The following is a 16,023-nucleotide window of genomic DNA, read 5'->3' on the forward strand; positions in this document are numbered from 1 at the left end:
TTATACGATGACAGTAGCTACATATGAAGTAGAAAAACAATTTTTAACATATGTGAAGAAGATACAAAATTACGAGGAAGCATTAAGCTTAATGTTTTGGGATTTAAGAACAGGTGCGCCTAAAAAAGGTGTAGACCAGCGTTCAGAAGTAATTGGTATGCTTTCATCAGAAGTGTTTGTCATGTCGACTTCAGGTGAGATGGGAAATTATTTAACAGAGCTTGAAGCTTTAATAAGTGAAGATAAACTTTCTGAAACGACGAAGAAAATGGTTGAAGAGTGTCGTAAAGAATATGATAGAAATAAGAAAATTCCACAAGCGGAATACGAGGCGTATGTGAAATTAGAAGCGAAAGCGGAAAGTGTGTGGGAAGAAGCTCGGGAAAAATCTGATTTCGAAATGTTCCGTCCGTATTTAGAACAAATAGTTGAATTTAAAAAGAAATTCATTACATATTGGGGTTACGAAACATATAAATATAATACATTATTAGATATGTATGAGCCAGGTATTACAGTAGAAGTGTTAGACCACGTATTTGGTCAACTTCGTGAGCGTATCGTTCCGCTCGTAAAAGAAATATCGGAGTCACAAAAGAGATTAAAGACAAATGCTTTATCAGAACATTTTTCAAAAGAAAAACAAAAGAATTTTACATTAGAGTTATTAAAGCAATTGAATTATGACTTTGAAGCAGGTCGTCTTGATGAAACGGTACATCCATTTGAGATTACATTAAATAGAGGGGACGTTCGTATTACAACACGCTATGATGAAAAAGATTTCCGTATGGCAGTGTTTGGAACAATTCATGAATGTGGCCATGCTGTATATGAACAAAATATTGCAGAGAAATTCGAAGGTACACCGCTATGTAGTGGAACTTCTATGGGTATTCATGAGTCACAATCATTATTCTTTGAGAACTTTATCGGTCGTAATAAATCATTCTGGAAGAAAAATTATGATTTATTAAAAGAGTATAGCGATGGTCAATTCAATGATATATCAGTAGATGAATTTTATGATGCGATTAACGAATCGAAGCCATCGTTCATTCGTATAGAAGCAGATGAGCTTACATATCCGCTTCACGTCATGGTTCGTTATGAACTTGAGAAAGAATTATTTGATGGTACATTACAAGTGAAGGATTTGCCAGCGGCTTGGAATGATAAGATGGAAGCATATTTAGGAATTCGTCCGGAAAGCGATGCGCAAGGTGTATTGCAAGATGTTCACTGGGCTGGTGGTTCATTTGGATACTTCCCATCTTATGCGCTTGGTTATATGTATGCAGCGCAATTTAAGCAAAGAATGTTAAAAGACATTCCGAACTTTGATGCATTATTAGAAGAAGGAAATGTAACACCAATTCGTGAATGGTTAACAGAAAATATTCACCAATACGGTAAAACGAAAAAGCCACTTGAAATTTTAGAAGATGTGACAGGTGAAGGATTAAATGCAAACTACTTAGCAGATTATTTAGAAGAGAAGTATAAAGAAATTTATGGGTTATAAAAAAAGAGCTGCTTAATTGCAGCTCTTTTTTTCAAGGGGGATAGAAGAATGGCTTATACATATACAGTAATGACGCAAGAAGAAGCGGAAGAAATTGCATATAACTGGCATTATGAAGGGGAATATTCTTTTTATGATATAGAGGCAGATGAAGAAGATTTAGCTGAGTTTTTACATGATGAGAGTAGAGGAAATCATACATTTTCTGTACAGGAAAATGGCAATCTCATTGGCTTTTTTACTGTTTGTAAAATAAATGATAGAACGGTTGATATAGGTCTTGGAATGAGACCTGATATAACTGGAAATGGATTTGGTTTACAGTTCGTAAACGCTGGACTAGATTTTAGTAAAGAAAAATATGGTTGCAATTATATAACACTATCAGTAGCGACATGTAATGAGAGAGCAATTAAAGTGTATAAAAGAGCGGGATTTGAAGCTGTTGGAACGTTTATCCAGAAAACGAACGGTAGTTGTTTTGAGTTTTTGAAAATGAATTATATATGTAAAAATGATTAAGAAACAGAGGGGATCTTCTGTTTTTTTATTTTGAATTAGAAGTATAGGATACATATTTTTGTACTTGTTGTAATTGAGAGTTTTGAAATTTTGACAGAGGATGTGTATGATTGAACTTTAGTAGCAAATAGCAGGTTTAGCAAGGAGAGGTAGAATGATTACAATTAAAACGAGAAATGAAATAGATTTGATGCATGAATCTGGGAAATTACTTGCTTCATGTCATAGGGAAATTGCCAAAATGATGAAACCAGGTATTACGACAAAAGAAATTGATACGTTTGTTGAAGTATATTTAAAAAAACATGGTGCAACATCTGAACAGAAAGGTTACAACGGGTATCCATATGCGATATGCGCATCTGTAAATGATGAAATGTGTCATGGGTTTCCGGCGGATGTTTCTTTAACTGAGGGTGATATTGTAACAATTGACATGGTAGTAAACTTAAATGGTGGTCTTTCAGATTCTGCTTGGACGTATAGAGTTGGAAATGTTTCTGAAGAAGCAGAAATGTTATTGGTAGTAGCTGAGAATGCATTGTATAAAGGAATTGATCAGGCGATAATAGGTAATCATGTAGGAGATATTGGCTATGCGATTGAAAGTTATGTAGCAAATGAAGGTTTTTCTGTCGCAAGAGACTTTACGGGACATGGAATAGGTAAAGAGATTCATGAAGAACCAGCAATTTTTCATTTTGGGAAACAAGGACAAGGGCCGGAACTACAAGAAGGAATGGTAATTACAATTGAGCCTATTGTCAATGTAGGTATGCGATATTCGAAAGTAGATTTAAATGGATGGGCTACAAGAACGATGGACGGGAAATTATCAGCGCAATATGAGCATACAATTGCGATTACAAAAGATGGGCCAATCATTTTAACGACACTTTGAAATAATATGTAAGAGTTTACAAAACTCGAACAAAAATGATGTTTTTATAAAATTTGTACGTGTTTTATTAAGAAATGCTTTTCAAAGTATAAAAAGTGCGTTATAATCCATCTATAAAATAAATAGTTAGCTACACTCATATAATCGCGGGGATATGGCCTGCAAGTTTCTACCGAAGTACCGTAAATACTTTGACTATGAGTGAGGACGAATATATTTGCTTGTTTAGCATTCTTTTTTGCGAAACTCCAAAAGCGCGTCTCTCACTTGTAACGAGTGGTGGCGGCTTTTGGAGTTTTTTATTGCATAAGAGGGGGAACAAACATGAAAGTATTACAAGAAAAGATTTTGAACGAAGGAAAGGTTTTATCTGGTGACGTATTAAAGGTAGATGCATTTTTAAATCATCAAATTGACCCAGTACTTATGCAAGAGATCGGAAAAGAATTTGCTAAACGTTTTAAAGAAGAGAACATTACAAAAATCGTGACGATTGAATCTTCAGGCATTGCACCAGCAGTTATGGCTGCATTAGAGCTTGGTGTAAAAGTAATCTTTGCAAGAAAACGTAAATCGTTAACGTTACAAGATAATATGTACGTTGCAAACGTATATTCATTTACGAAACAAGAAACGAATGAAATTTCATTATCTCGAAATCATATCGATGAAAATGATCGTGTTTTAATTATCGATGACTTTTTAGCAAATGGTCAGGCTGCTTTAGGTTTAATGAGTTTAGTAGAGCAAGCAGGAGCAAGTATTGCAGGAATTGGGATTGTTATCGAAAAAGCATTTCAAGATGGAGGAAAGAAGCTTCGTGAACAAGGAGTTCGTGTTGAGTCACTAGCAGAAATTGCATCACTTGATAACGGCACAGTTACATTTGTACAGCAAGAAACTGCGGAGGTGAAATAAACGATGAAGCAACATCCATTTAAAATCGCATCGCTTGGTATGCAGCATATGCTTGCGATGTATGCTGGCGCAATTATCGTTCCGCTTATTGTGGGCGGCGGACTTGGTTTAAATCAAAAAGAGTTAACATATTTAGTCTCGATTGATTTATTAATGTGCGGCGTTGCGACAATTTTACAAGCATTATCAAATCGCTTTTTCGGTATTGGACTTCCCGTTGTACTTGGTTGCACATTTACAGCGGTTGGGCCGATGATTGCAATCGGGAAACAATACGGCGTGTCTTCTATTTATGGAGCGATTATTGCTGCCGGGTTATTCGTTGTTATTTTTGCGAAATTATTTGGAAAGCTTGTAAAACTGTTTCCACCTGTCGTAACAGGATCTGTCGTTACCGTAATTGGAGTTACACTTGTTCCAGCAGCAATTAATGATATGGCTGGAGGAGTAGGAAGTAAAGATTTCGGTAGTCTTGAAAATTTAGCGTTAGCATTTGGTGTATTATTATTTATCATCATTATGTATCGTTTCTTTGACGGATTTATTCGTTCAATCTCTATTTTACTAGGTCTATTGTTCGGTACAATCGTTGCAGCATTTATGGGGAAAGTAACTTTGCAAGCGGTTGGAGAAGCTGATTGGTTCCACGGTATTCAGCCATTTTACTTCGGTACACCAACATTTGAATTAACGCCAATTATTACGATGATTTTAGTTGCTTGCGTAGGGATTGTAGAAGCAACAGGTGTATATTTCGCATTATCTGATATTTGCAATAAAAAGATCGGTGAAAAAGAATTAACAAAAGGCTATCGCGCAGAAGGATTAGCGATGGTGTTAGGTGGTATTTTCAACGCGTTCCCATATACAACATACTCTCAAAACGTAGGACTTGTTCAATTAACTGGAGTAAGAAATCGCGTTATTATTTATACTTGTGGTGGTATGTTAATCGTTCTTGGATTCATTCCTAAAATCGCAGCTATTACAACAATTATTCCGAAATCCGTACTTGGCGGGGCGATGTTAGCGATGTTCGGTATGGTAATGGCATATGGTATTAAAATGTTGAGTAGCGTTGATTTTGGTAAACAAGAAAACTTATTAATCGTTGCATGTTCTGTCGGAATTGGGCTTGGGGTTACAGTTGTCCCTACATTATTCTCACAACTTCCTGAAAACATTCGTATTTTAACAGATAACGGAATTGTACTTGGAAGTGCTTCAGCAGTACTTTTAAATATCGTATTTAATATGGTGCCGCAGCGTAAAGTGAAAGTAAAAGAAGAGCCTGTAGCGATGCAAAGTGCAGTAAGAGAAGCATAAAAAAGCAAGGTCTCGTTATGAGACCTTGCTTTTCTTTTTAAGTGGCATCATTTTCCCGTACGTACCAAGACGCCAAATGTACTCAAGTGGCCCGTATTGATAACGTGACAGCCACCAGTGGCTAATAAAGATTTGTAACGTATAGAAACTAATGCAAAATAGAGGACCTACCCATAATGGAGCAAGATAATCATTTTTGAACAATAGTCCGAATACAAGTAATGTAACAATCGTATGTGAAATGTAGTTTGTTAACGCCATTCGACCAACATACTGGAACGGACGTAATAATGTTTGCCATCTTTCTTTTTGTAATAAACGCATGAGCGTGAAAATGTAGAATATGAATAATGTTTTTCCACTAAACATTGTAAAGACTTGCATATAAATTGGTTCATAAGATGGTTTTGATAAGAAATAACGGATCATGAAGAACCACATTGGTAATGTTAAAATGAACATAATAATTTGCCATTTTTTTAGCTTTGGATCTAACTCTTTCGTGCGGCGGAAAATATCCTTTTTGCCGGCGTATAGACCGAGTAAAAATAGCCCAACTGTTTCTGGGAGCATGAGTGCATTTAATACAATTCCATCGGCATAAAATGCATGGAAACGATTTTGTATTTGTGACACCCAGTCTTCCAATGGCATGATAGGTAAGGAAAACCCTAACTCTTCCTTTGGTAATAATGCAACCGTAATACCAGCCAGTAGCATAATGAATTGAAAAATACTTAATAAAACGATTGCCCATATTAAAATGGTACGAGGTTCTCTCTTATAAAATAAAAATAAGAAAAATCCAGCGATTGCATAAGTATGTAAAATGTCTCCGTCCCATAAAAGAACGTAATGTAAGAAACCAAATAATAATAAAATAAGTAAGCGACGAACAAATAAAGTTTTTGGGCGATCTGTTTTCGCTTCAGCACGAGTCATAAAAATGTAAAAGCCTAGGCCGAATAAAAACGAAAAGATAGTATAAAACTTTGTTTGAATAAACATATCGTAAAATAGACGGATATAGCTATCTAGCCCCTCATAAACTCCTGAAAGATCACGTGAGTCAATCCCAGCGATAACAGGCCAGTTAACAAGAAAAATACCTAGTACAGCTATCCCTCTAATAATGTCGATGGAGTGTATCCTCTCGCTTTGTGAAATATTTTGTGTCATTATTTTCCTCCTTGTTAAGTAATTCCCTTTTATTATACAAAATGTAAAGAGGAGGGTATATAGGTAATTTCCAATTTTTAAAACTGTTAAGATGTGTATTATGAGATATAATAAGAGTGCACAACAAGTTTTAACCTTCTTCAAAACAGGCAGTAAAGCTCCTTCTTATAAGGGGCTTTCTTTATGAAAAGTGTTGATAATGATTCTCTTTAATGATAAAATGTATTCAAAAGTGATAATCATTATCAAAAAGGTTGGTGCATGAGTATGGTATACGCATTAGTAGCAGGTACAGTCGCTGTATATGCAGTTATTGCAAAGTATGTTTTAACTGGAGTAGGAACAGCAAAATGAGTGATATGACATAAAATCCCTTTCATTTGTAAAAAGAATGAAAGGGATTTTTTATTTTTAATGAGAATATGCTGAAAATTTAGTATGATAGTAAAGTGAAACTGTAATCGATGAGGGGATGTATCTCCTGATGATTATGAGCTCGCAAATAGCGGGAAAAAGTATATACATCTTGGATAAAGGGGAACAAGGGGATGACAAACATAGTACAGACAAACGGTATGAAAAAACTTGTTTGTTTTTATGAAGAGTGGCAAAAACACGGCGATGCAGAGAATAGTGTAAAGTTGTTTGAGGTGATTCAAAAATATAAACAAGAACAGCTTATGATAGCGTTCTGCGGTCACTTCTCTGCAGGAAAATCAACGATGATGAATCATCTATATAAAGCGCAGTTGTTACCAACAAGTCCAATTCCAACAAGCGCTAACGTTGTCAAAATTGAAAAAGGAATGGATCGTGTTGTTGTAACAGTTAAATCTGGAGAACAGTACGAATATGACGGTGCATATTCAGCTGAAGAATTAAAACAAATTTGTAAAGACGGTGATGAGGTAATTGGTGTTCATATTTATCGGAATGATGCGCCAATTCCTGAGGGTGTTATGTTAGTTGATACACCAGGGATTGATTCAACAGATGATGCCCATCAATTAGCGACAGAATCAACGCTGCATCTAGCAGACGTAATTTTTTATATGATGGATTATAATCACGTCCAATCGGAAGTGAATTTGCAATTTGTTAAAGAATTGAAACAACGTAATAAAACGGTTTATCTAGTTGTAAATCAAATAGATAAACATAAAGAAAATGAATTATCGTTTGAGGATTATAAAGATAGTGTAAAACAATCGTTCTCTAACTGGGATATTGAAGTAGATGGAGTGTATTATACTTCATTGCGAATGATGAACCATACACATAATGAAATTGGGAGCTTAGAAACATTAATTACTTCTATTATGAAAGAAAAAGTGCAGTATGTAAGAGATGGAATGGAGCGAGAAACAGAATATTTAATGGGGGAACATTTCTCGTTTATTCTTTCAGAAAATGAAAAAGCTCTTTTGAAATATGAGGAAGAGCTAGCATCGCCGCTTTCTATTTCAGAGATAGTTGAAAAGAAAGAAGAGCTAACGGAAACTAAACAATGCGAGGCTAGTAAAGAATCTCATGTGAGAAACGAATTTATAAAAGGCTTACAAGCTATATTAGATAACGCGTATTTAATGCCATTTGAAATGAGAGAACTGGCAAATGCGTATTTAGAAACGAAATTAACTAAATTTAAGGTCGGTTTGCTGTTTGCGAAAGGAAAGACGGAGCAAGAAAAACAGAGACGTTTAGATGCTTTTTATTCTGCTTTGCAAAAGACTGTTGAAACGCAACTTGATTTTCATGTGAAAGAATTTATTGTTGCCTTCTTAAAAGAAGAAGGATTGTTCACAGAGGAAATTGGGAAAGACATATATGCTTTAGAAATTGCTTTTGGACCAGAAATGTTAGCTGAAGTCATTAAACAAGGTGCAGGTTTCACAGGTGATTACTTACTTCTTTATACAGCGGATGTAGCGAATGAACTGAAGAAACGTTATTTTACAAAAGCGCAGCAAATTTTTGATAAAAGTGCAGTCGTTTTAAAGCAAAAGGTGAAGGAAGCAGTTGCACGCATTGAAGAAGAGATTGAAAAATATATGATGTTGCAAACGGCAAAGGAAACGCAATTGCAATACAGTAACAATTTAGAGACATATGAAAGTTATTTGCAAAATGTTTGGCACGAGCGTGTTGCTACACCAGAAGGATTGCAAATAGAGGAGATATTGCAAAGTAAAACACAAATTGTTAGTGAGAAATTCACACTACAAGAGCAGGAAAGCGTAAACGATAACGTAATGGCTCGTGAGGAAGAGATAAAAGGAACGGCAGCTTTAAATATTCAGCGTATATTAGAGAAAGTGAAGAAAGCTGAAACGATATTAGAGCCATTGCCAGCGCTGAAACATGTACAACAAGAGGTAATAGAAAAAAGGCGTCGTGTGGAAACGAAACAATTTACAGTAGCGTTATTCGGAGCTTTTAGTGCTGGAAAATCATCATTTGCCAATGCATTGCTTGGTGGGAATGTACTTCCTGTATCACCAAATCCGACGACGGCAACGATTAATCAAATTTTGCCGGTTACAGAGGAAAAACCACACGGAACAGTAATGGTTCAATTCAAATCAAAGCAAGCTCTATTAGAAGATATGAAAGCTGTTTATAAGTTGTTTCATTATGAGATTACTACGTTAGATGAAGCGTTAGCACAAATTGATAAAGTTATGAAATATCCTTCACCAACTGGGAAGCAAAAAACAACATTTAGCTTTTTACGAGCGGTACAAAAAGGGTATGATACGGTTTCTGCTCATTTAGGGGAGCAAGTACAAGTTACATTAGAAGAGTTTTCTGATTATGTAGCGAATGAAGAAAAATCATGTTTTGTTGAGTACATGGAGCTTTATTATGATTGTGCTTTAACAAGGCAAGGAGTAGCGCTTGTAGACACACCTGGAGCGGATTCTATTAACGCCCGCCATACGGACGTTGCGTTCCAGTATATTAAAAACGCAGATGCTATTTTATTTGTAACGTATTATAATCATGTGTTCTCTCGTGCTGACCGTGAATTCTTAATCCAGCTTGGTCGTGTAAAGGATACTTTTGCACTTGATAAAATGTTCTTCTTAATTAATGCGGCCGATTTAGCAGAGTCTGAAGAAGAACTTGAAATGGTAAAAGGTTATATCGCAGACCAGCTACTGCAATACGGTATTAGAAATCCGCGTTTATTTGCAATTTCAAGTTTATGTGCACTTGAAGAGAAGCAAGGAAAGAATATTGAAAAAGAGAAGTACGGTATTTTACAAAACTCTGGGATTGCTAAGTTCGAGGAATCATTTACATCCTTTATGATGAGAGATTTAATGCTCGTATCTGTTCATGCTTTATATGGTACATTGCAAGGAGCAGATCAGCTTTTAGTAAATATGATAAACGGTGCAAAGCAGGGGAATGAAGAGAAAGAGAAGCAAACGAAAAAATATGAAGCAGAGCGTGATCAGCTACTTCATATTATTTCATCATATAGTGTGCTTGCTGAAGAGCAGGCGATGCAAAATGAAGTGAAAGAATTGCTTTATTACGTGCAACAGCGTCTATTCCTACGCTATAACGATGTGTTTACTGAATTTATTAATCCAGCATCGCTGCGAACGGATGGGAATGTGAAAGTGCAGTTGCAACAGTGCGTTATGGAATTAGTAGCATTTATTCAGCATGATTTACTACAAGAAATGCGTGCGACATCATTACGCCTTGAGAAATGGATAGATGAAGCGATGAAGCGTGCAAAGAATGAAATTGTGGTGAACTGTAAAGTAGAAAATGAATCAATTTCTATGAGTGGAACAGTGGATTATGAATATAAAGATATTGCACATAAAGAACCGTTCCCTTCAGTTGAAATAAAAGATTTCAAAAAAGCACTGGCGCATTTTAAAAATGAAAAAAGCTTTTTTGAAAAAAATGATAAAGCTTTCATGCAAGAAGAGGCTAAAGTTGTATTAGAGCCTTTCGTATCAAACTATGTAGCTGATGAAAAAGATTTATTTGTTCATCATTATAAGCAAGAGTGGGATTTGAAATGGAACTTATTCCAAAAAGTGATGCAGCAAGATGTGATGAATTATTATGAAAGTGTATTATTTGCATTGGCTGAAACAATTGATGTATCACTATATGAACAAAGTAAAGAACAATTGCAAAAGCAGTTAGTAGAGATTGAAAAAGAAATTTATGTGATATAGTCGTTATGAGAAAAAGATTCGTTCAATTTTCTTTTGCAATACTGTATCTAAAGATTTGACAAACCCAGCAAATTCATCGGTAGAAATCATATGAGTAAGAACGAGGCGTCTGCCGTCTGGTGTTTCACCGCATAAGACGAATGAAGAAAATTCATATGTTTTGTTTTCTACTACTAATTTTGGGTAGGAATACGTGTCGCTTTTCTTCTTCTTTCCATCAATAGAGATGACGTTGCACTTTTTCTCATTGTTGTCCATGGTGAATCCCTCCTTTCTATTATTTATGGTAGACAAGGAGGGTTTAGAACAATAGAGAAAGGGGAGTTTTTTATGTGTGTAGTAATAGAGTATATTTCGAAAGAAGCTATACCGAAACCTTTATTATTGCTTGCTGATCCAAGTGAGCAGCAAATTGATGCATATGTACAAAGAGGGATAACATATGTAGCTAAGCAAGAGGAGAGAGTTGTCGGTGTATATGTTCTTTTGGAAACAAGGCCGAAGACGATGGAAATTATGAATATTGCGGTTGTAGAGCATTTGCAAGGAAAAGGGATTGGAAAGCAGCTATTAAGTCATGCCGTAGAAACTGCTAAAGGGTATGGTATGTCAAAACTTGAAGTTGGTACGGGCAATTCTAGTGTTTCACAACTTGCTTTATATCAAAAATGCGGATTTCGTATTTTTTCTATTGATTTTGATTACTTTTCAAAGCATTATGAAGAAGAGATTATTGAAAATGGGATTGTATGTCGTGATATGATCCGGCTTGCAATGGAATTGAATAAGAACGTATAACTTATTTAGGGGGAAGAGAAGATGGAAGTACATAAAGCAATTACAGCACATTCTCGTAAACAAAATGAAAGTGTAAAAGCATGTTTACAATTAGATGCGCAGCGTGAAGCAGCTATTGAAGCAGCCGTATCTCTTGCATCAAAGGGGAAAGAATTTTCGGTTGATGTCATTAATGTTGTAACAAAGCAAATTAATGATCTTGCAAAAAATGGTGTTACACTGCAGCGTAAATTTGTTACAGAAGAAATGGTTATGGAGTATGTAAGTCGTTTGCAAGAGAAAGAAGGTCGTTAAAGATGATAGTTACAGTCGAATGGTTACGTGAGCATATAGAAGATGAGAATGTCCGTATAATCGATTGTCGTTTTGATTTAGCGAATCCTAATTGGGGTAGAGAAAAGTATGAGGAAGAACATATTCTTCATGCGTTATATTTTGATTTGAATTTAGATTTATCAAGTCCTGTAACAGAACATGGTGGTCGCCATCCATTGCCGAATATTGAGGAGTTTGCAGACAAGCTTTCACAAGCTGGTATTGATGAACATACGACAGTAATTGCATATGACAGTCAAGCAGGTGCAAATGCTTCTCGTCTCTGGTGGTTATTAAACTATGTAGGACATGAGAAAGTATATATATTAGATGGTGGATTTTCAGCTTGGAAAGAGAATAGACTACCGATAACAACGGAAATTCCTGTTGCTATACGAAAAACATTCAAAGCAAATGTACAAGGTCATATGCTTGTAACGATGGAAACGGTGAGAGAGAATATTCATGCAGGTGCAGATGTTACGTTAATTGATTCTAGAGAGCCAAAACGTTATGCTGGTGTAGAGGAACTAGTTGATCCAAAAGCAGGACATATTCCGACAGCAGTAAACTATTTTTGGAAGGATGGAATTGTACAATCAGGACAATTTAAGAATGAAGCTGGGCAACAAGAGCGATTCCGAAATCTTTCGAAAGATAAGGAAACAATTGTATATTGTGGTTCTGGTGTTACAGCCTGTCCAAATATCCTTGCATTGAAATTAGCTGGATTCCAAAATGTTAAATTGTATGCAGGTAGCTGGAGTGATTGGATTTCTTATCCAGAAAATCAAATTGCAAAAGAAGAAGATTAATCACTTGCATGCAAAAATAATTTGTATTAAAATAAGGTCACAAGCAAGAAATTGCTCGAAAAACTTTGTATTTTACACATTGGAAACAATGTGATAATATAACGACAAGTAAATAATACATCCTGCGGTGTACGTAACTTATTTATGTCTAAAACCGATGTTAGTTATACGGAAGCTCAATATTTAGCGACCATCATCAAGCCTTCCTTGTGGAGGAAGATGTACGGTAACTGTGAGGGCATCCACCTGCGAGTAGCGGGTTTTTGGACATTTACGAGGAGCGGCACGTGCGGGGGTCTTATTTCAACTAACATTATATAAAATTCCTACGGTGTACGTAGCTTATGTATGTCTTAAACCAATAAGTTTAATATGGAAGTTCAATATTTAAATGTAGCTAACATGCCATCTTTTTAAGAAGGAAGTTACAAACATTTGTGAGGGCATCCACCTGTGAGAGCAGGTTTATGGACATCTAGAGAGAACGGCATATGTGGGGCTATATAAAAACCTTACGTTTTATACGTAAGGTTTTTTTGTTGCATAAATGTATCCATGTTATCTCGATTCACCTGTGAAGTTTCCATAATAAATATAGCATTTTCTATCTTCATCAATCTCTCTTGAATCTAAAGTGAACTCCATATGCATGCCGTCGCGCTGAATATATATAATATCTGAATGAAGAGATGGTAAAATTTCTTCATAGTTCCATACATCTTTACTTTCAATCAAGTTTGAATTCGTATCCTTTAGCTCTCTAATTTCAAAACCGATGTGGAAGTAAGTAGGATCTGAAGGATCGTTAGAAAAAGTTTCTTGTTGAATATATATAACTACTGTGCCGTCTGGATCTACTGAAGTTGCAGTAACAACATATGTATTTTTATCTTTTATAAAATATTCACACGTCATGCGTGCAATGATTTCAGAATTAGAAATATTTGCGTAGTTCCATAAAGCAGGATACCTTTTCGTTTCATCATTAAGTCGATATTCTAAGCGCATGTTATCCCTCTTCTTCCTTTTTCTTCTACTTTATCATGCTATCTTATATAATAGGAATAGAATTTAAAAAGGGGAGTGCGAAGGTGACGAAAACGAAATGGCTAGTAGGTGGTGTCGTAACGTCTTTAATGACTGGCACCTTATTTGGCTGCGCACAAGATCTTCCCCCAAAACCGAATGATAATAGTTGTTCAGATTGGGATTGGGATGATGAACTTGGGGTATGGCAGTGTGATGATAGTAGTTCAGGTTATCGTGGGCATTATTTCTATGGTGGGAGTTACTATCAAAATAAATCCACTTTTAAAAATTCATCGGCGTTTAAATCTTATCAATCGTCTGCGGAATTTAAAGGTGGAATTGGAAGCGGTTCAAAGGGAGGATTTGGGGGCTAACATATGTCGCAATACATAAGGGATCGAAAAGAGTTTTATTCGAAATATCCGAATTTTTGGTCGGATTTATATGAATGTGAGTATAGTTTGTTTCATGTTTTCTCTATAACAAATCAGACTATGAAACAATTGCAATTAGCAACGGAACGAATGGGGAAAATATTTTTTAAGACTGCTAAACTTTTGCGGAATTTAAGTGACGAACAGCTTCTTGAACTTGGGTATCCTCCTGCAAGCTTATCGTTTATTAGAATGAAAGGATTATATCCTGAATCTGTTATTTCACGATTTGATTTCGTTTTAACAAGTGATAACCAAATTAAAATGCTTGAGTTTAATAGTGATACACCAACTTTTATTATGGAATGCTTTCAAATGAATGGAAAAGTTTGTGGAAAACTAGACTATGATGATCCAAACTTGGGTCAAGAACGCTTACTATCTTCTGGTGTTACAAAGGCCGTAATGGAAGCGACAAAGGGAATAGATAACCCAAATGTTGTTTTTACAGCACATCATGAACATATTGAGGATTGGAATACGACTATGTATTTGAGCCAGTTATGCCATGTTGAAAATAAAGCAGTGCCAATGTCAGAACTTAGAATTACAAAAGATGCTTTAGTGGATAGGGATGGAGTACAGATTGATATTTTATATCGTCAAACATATCCGATAGAAGATTTAATTGAGGATCAAGATCCTGAAACAGGAGACTTCGTAGGTGTGGAACTGTTGCAACTTGTAAAAGCCGGAAAGCTTTTTATAATAAATCCTTTGTCAGCATTTTTGCTTCAGCCAAAATCAATTCAGTGTCTTATTTGGGGGTTAGCAGAAGAAAAGGCCTTTTATACAAATGAGGAACAACAGTGGATTAAAGAATATATGTTACCTACATATTTAGAACCAGATTTATTTTTAGGAAAAGGCCCTTTCGTTCAAAAACCTTCATTTGGTAGAGAAGGAGACACAATTACCGTTCGCGATAAGGACGAAAATATTATGATTCAAAATGCACACCAAACGTATAAAGCGTCACTGCCGATATTTCAAAAGTATACAGAACTTCCAGTCGTATCTTTGGAAACAGAGAAAGGGATGGAGAAACTGTCGTATGTGTTTGGTTCGTTTTTAATTGCTGGAAAAGCGAGTAGTATCGGTATTCGCGCTGGGGAAAAAATTACGGGGAATGAATCGTACTATTTACCGGTAGGTATAAAAAAGGAGGAAAGTATATGATTAATTTTTTATTATATTTAGCAGTAACACTGGGCCTTTTATGCATTGGTCTGTTCCTCATGGAAGTGACAACGAAAGTAAAAGAATTTAAGTTAATGGCCCAAGGAAATAAGGCGGTAAGCTATGTACTTGGAGGACGATTACTTGGGTTAGCTATTGTTTTATATTCGACAGCAGCTAATTCCATTTCACTTCTTGATATGGTTTCGTGGGGAGCCGTTGGGATTTTTGCTCAAATTATCGTCTTTTATTTAGCTGAGTGGCTTACACCACGCTTTAATATAAACAAAAGTCTTGAAGAAGATAATCAAGCAGTCGGTCTTTTTCTTATGTTTTTATCGCTTTCCATTGGGATTGTAATTGCTGGTTGTATAACTTATTAAAACCTTTACGTTTAGACGTAAAGGTTTTTATTTTATATACGTTAGTTCGCCATACCTTTCGAAAAAATTGTAGGCTACTGTTGACATCTATTTTAAATAAGAGTAACATTTTCTATGTAATAAAAATAAGTCTCTGTTAGGTGAGGCTCCTGTATAGAGAAATGCTACTGCCCAAAAATGTCGAGAGACGCCAATGGGTCAACAGGAATGATCGAATTAAGGTTTTTCTTAACGTAGCTGGTAATGTACCTATGCTATACAGTGCTAAAACTCGGCGAGGGAGAGGTCCGTAGATTTCTAATTGTTTAGGAATCGTTTATTTGTGTATGCCAAGACCTTTACTCTTTTCGGAGTAAGGGTCTTTTTGTTACAAATCTATGAGTAACTTCATAGTATAAACTATAAAATTAAACGAGGAGGTGAGGAGCATGTCAAATTCTGACTCGGTTCCGTTACCCATATACTTCAAATCAAAAATATATGATGTAGGC

At 35.7% G+C, this 16,023-nt stretch carries 15 protein-coding genes, 2 other RNA genes and 2 riboswitches; of the genes, 14 read left to right on the forward strand and 3 right to left on the reverse strand.

Features of this window, described 5'->3' with window-relative positions; all coding sequences use genetic code 11:
• Positions 1 to 7: 7 nt before the first annotated feature.
• From ypwA to pbuX, 5 genes are all read left to right on the forward strand, one after another.
• Positions 8 to 1,525: a carboxypeptidase gene (ypwA, locus tag J0835_RS07960; protein ID WP_087980010.1), complete on the forward strand. Its 1,518-nt coding sequence runs from the start codon at positions 8 to 10 to the stop codon at positions 1,523 to 1,525.
• Between the two features lie 48 nt (positions 1,526 to 1,573).
• Positions 1,574 to 2,047, forward strand: a complete 474-nt coding sequence (locus J0835_RS07965; protein WP_087980011.1) for a GNAT family N-acetyltransferase — start codon at positions 1,574 to 1,576, stop codon at positions 2,045 to 2,047.
• Between the two features lie 154 nt (positions 2,048 to 2,201).
• Positions 2,202 to 2,948, forward strand: a complete 747-nt coding sequence (locus tag J0835_RS07970; RefSeq protein ID WP_087980012.1) for a type I methionyl aminopeptidase — start codon at positions 2,202 to 2,204, stop codon at positions 2,946 to 2,948.
• A 116-nt stretch (positions 2,949 to 3,064) separates the two neighbouring features.
• Positions 3,065 to 3,166, forward strand: a riboswitch (purine riboswitch).
• A gap of 106 nt (positions 3,167 to 3,272) precedes the next feature.
• The gene (locus J0835_RS07975; protein ID WP_000866483.1) at positions 3,273 to 3,866 is read left to right on the forward strand and encodes a xanthine phosphoribosyltransferase; all 594 of its coding nucleotides are present in this window, start codon (positions 3,273 to 3,275) and stop codon (positions 3,864 to 3,866) included.
• 3 nt (positions 3,867 to 3,869) lie between these two features.
• Positions 3,870 to 5,192, forward strand: a complete 1,323-nt coding sequence (pbuX, locus tag J0835_RS07980) for a xanthine permease PbuX (RefSeq protein ID WP_087980013.1) — start codon at positions 3,870 to 3,872, stop codon at positions 5,190 to 5,192.
• Between the two features lie 15 nt (positions 5,193 to 5,207).
• On the opposite strand, the gene J0835_RS07985 is transcribed toward pbuX, so the two are convergent.
• Positions 5,208 to 6,371, reverse strand: a complete 1,164-nt coding sequence (locus tag J0835_RS07985; protein ID WP_087980014.1) for a DUF418 domain-containing protein — start codon at positions 6,369 to 6,371, stop codon at positions 5,208 to 5,210.
• Positions 6,372 to 6,919: 548 nt separating this feature from the next.
• On the opposite strand from J0835_RS07985, the gene J0835_RS07990 reads away from it, so the two are divergent.
• Positions 6,920 to 10,579 carry a dynamin family protein gene (locus tag J0835_RS07990; protein WP_087980015.1) on the forward strand — a complete coding sequence of 1,220 codons (3,660 nt, stop codon included), beginning with the start codon at positions 6,920 to 6,922 and terminating at the stop codon, positions 10,577 to 10,579.
• Between the two features lie 3 nt (positions 10,580 to 10,582).
• On the opposite strand, the gene J0835_RS07995 is transcribed toward J0835_RS07990, so the two are convergent.
• The gene (locus J0835_RS07995) at positions 10,583 to 10,837 is read right to left on the reverse strand and encodes a DUF3931 domain-containing protein (RefSeq protein WP_000369740.1); all 255 of its coding nucleotides are present in this window, start codon (positions 10,835 to 10,837) and stop codon (positions 10,583 to 10,585) included.
• 72 nt (positions 10,838 to 10,909) lie between these two features.
• On the opposite strand from J0835_RS07995, the gene J0835_RS08000 reads away from it, so the two are divergent.
• The 5 genes from J0835_RS08000 to ssrS (J0835_RS08020) all read left to right on the forward strand — a co-directional run bounded on the left by J0835_RS08000 (position 10,910) and on the right by ssrS (J0835_RS08020) (position 13,011).
• The gene (locus tag J0835_RS08000) at positions 10,910 to 11,377 is read left to right on the forward strand and encodes a GNAT family N-acetyltransferase (protein ID WP_087980016.1); all 468 of its coding nucleotides are present in this window, start codon (positions 10,910 to 10,912) and stop codon (positions 11,375 to 11,377) included.
• A gap of 21 nt (positions 11,378 to 11,398) precedes the next feature.
• Positions 11,399 to 11,671 carry a YpbS family protein gene (locus tag J0835_RS08005; protein WP_000451807.1) on the forward strand — a complete coding sequence of 91 codons (273 nt, stop codon included), beginning with the start codon at positions 11,399 to 11,401 and terminating at the stop codon, positions 11,669 to 11,671.
• A gap of 2 nt (positions 11,672 to 11,673) precedes the next feature.
• Positions 11,674 to 12,507, forward strand: coding sequence for a sulfurtransferase (locus J0835_RS08010; RefSeq protein ID WP_087980017.1), 834 nt, complete (start codon positions 11,674 to 11,676; stop codon positions 12,505 to 12,507).
• 116 nt (positions 12,508 to 12,623) lie between these two features.
• Positions 12,624 to 12,806: non-coding RNA, 6S RNA (gene ssrS, locus J0835_RS08015), on the forward strand.
• Positions 12,807 to 12,827: 21 nt separating this feature from the next.
• Positions 12,828 to 13,011, forward strand: a non-coding RNA gene (gene ssrS / locus J0835_RS08020) — 6S RNA.
• A gap of 54 nt (positions 13,012 to 13,065) precedes the next feature.
• Here the strand turns inward: ssrS (J0835_RS08020) and J0835_RS08025 are convergent.
• Positions 13,066 to 13,515: a hypothetical protein gene (locus J0835_RS08025; protein ID WP_087980018.1), complete on the reverse strand. Its 450-nt coding sequence runs from the start codon at positions 13,513 to 13,515 to the stop codon at positions 13,066 to 13,068.
• An 83-nt stretch (positions 13,516 to 13,598) separates the two neighbouring features.
• Between J0835_RS08025 and J0835_RS08030 the strand changes: the two genes are divergently transcribed.
• From J0835_RS08030 to J0835_RS08040, 3 genes are read left to right on the forward strand one after another with little or no spacing between them, the layout of a single operon-like run.
• The gene (locus tag J0835_RS08030) at positions 13,599 to 13,910 is read left to right on the forward strand and encodes a hypothetical protein (protein ID WP_000169032.1); all 312 of its coding nucleotides are present in this window, start codon (positions 13,599 to 13,601) and stop codon (positions 13,908 to 13,910) included.
• A gap of 3 nt (positions 13,911 to 13,913) precedes the next feature.
• The gene (locus J0835_RS08035) at positions 13,914 to 15,149 is read left to right on the forward strand and encodes a glutathionylspermidine synthase family protein (protein WP_087980019.1); all 1,236 of its coding nucleotides are present in this window, start codon (positions 13,914 to 13,916) and stop codon (positions 15,147 to 15,149) included.
• Entirely contained in the window at positions 15,146 to 15,532 is a 387-nt protein-coding gene (locus tag J0835_RS08040; RefSeq protein WP_000606858.1) for a DUF350 domain-containing protein, read from the forward strand. Before J0835_RS08035 ends, J0835_RS08040 begins: the two co-directional genes overlap by 4 nt.
• Before the next feature lie 125 nt (positions 15,533 to 15,657).
• A riboswitch (M-box (ykoK) riboswitch) is annotated at positions 15,658 to 15,823 on the forward strand.
• Positions 15,824 to 16,023: the final 200 nt, after the last annotated feature.

The sequence above is a fragment of the Bacillus cereus group sp. Sample62 genome (genome assembly GCF_036851315.1).
Classification (GTDB): Bacteria; Bacillota; Bacilli; order Bacillales; family Bacillaceae_G; genus Bacillus_A; species Bacillus_A wiedmannii.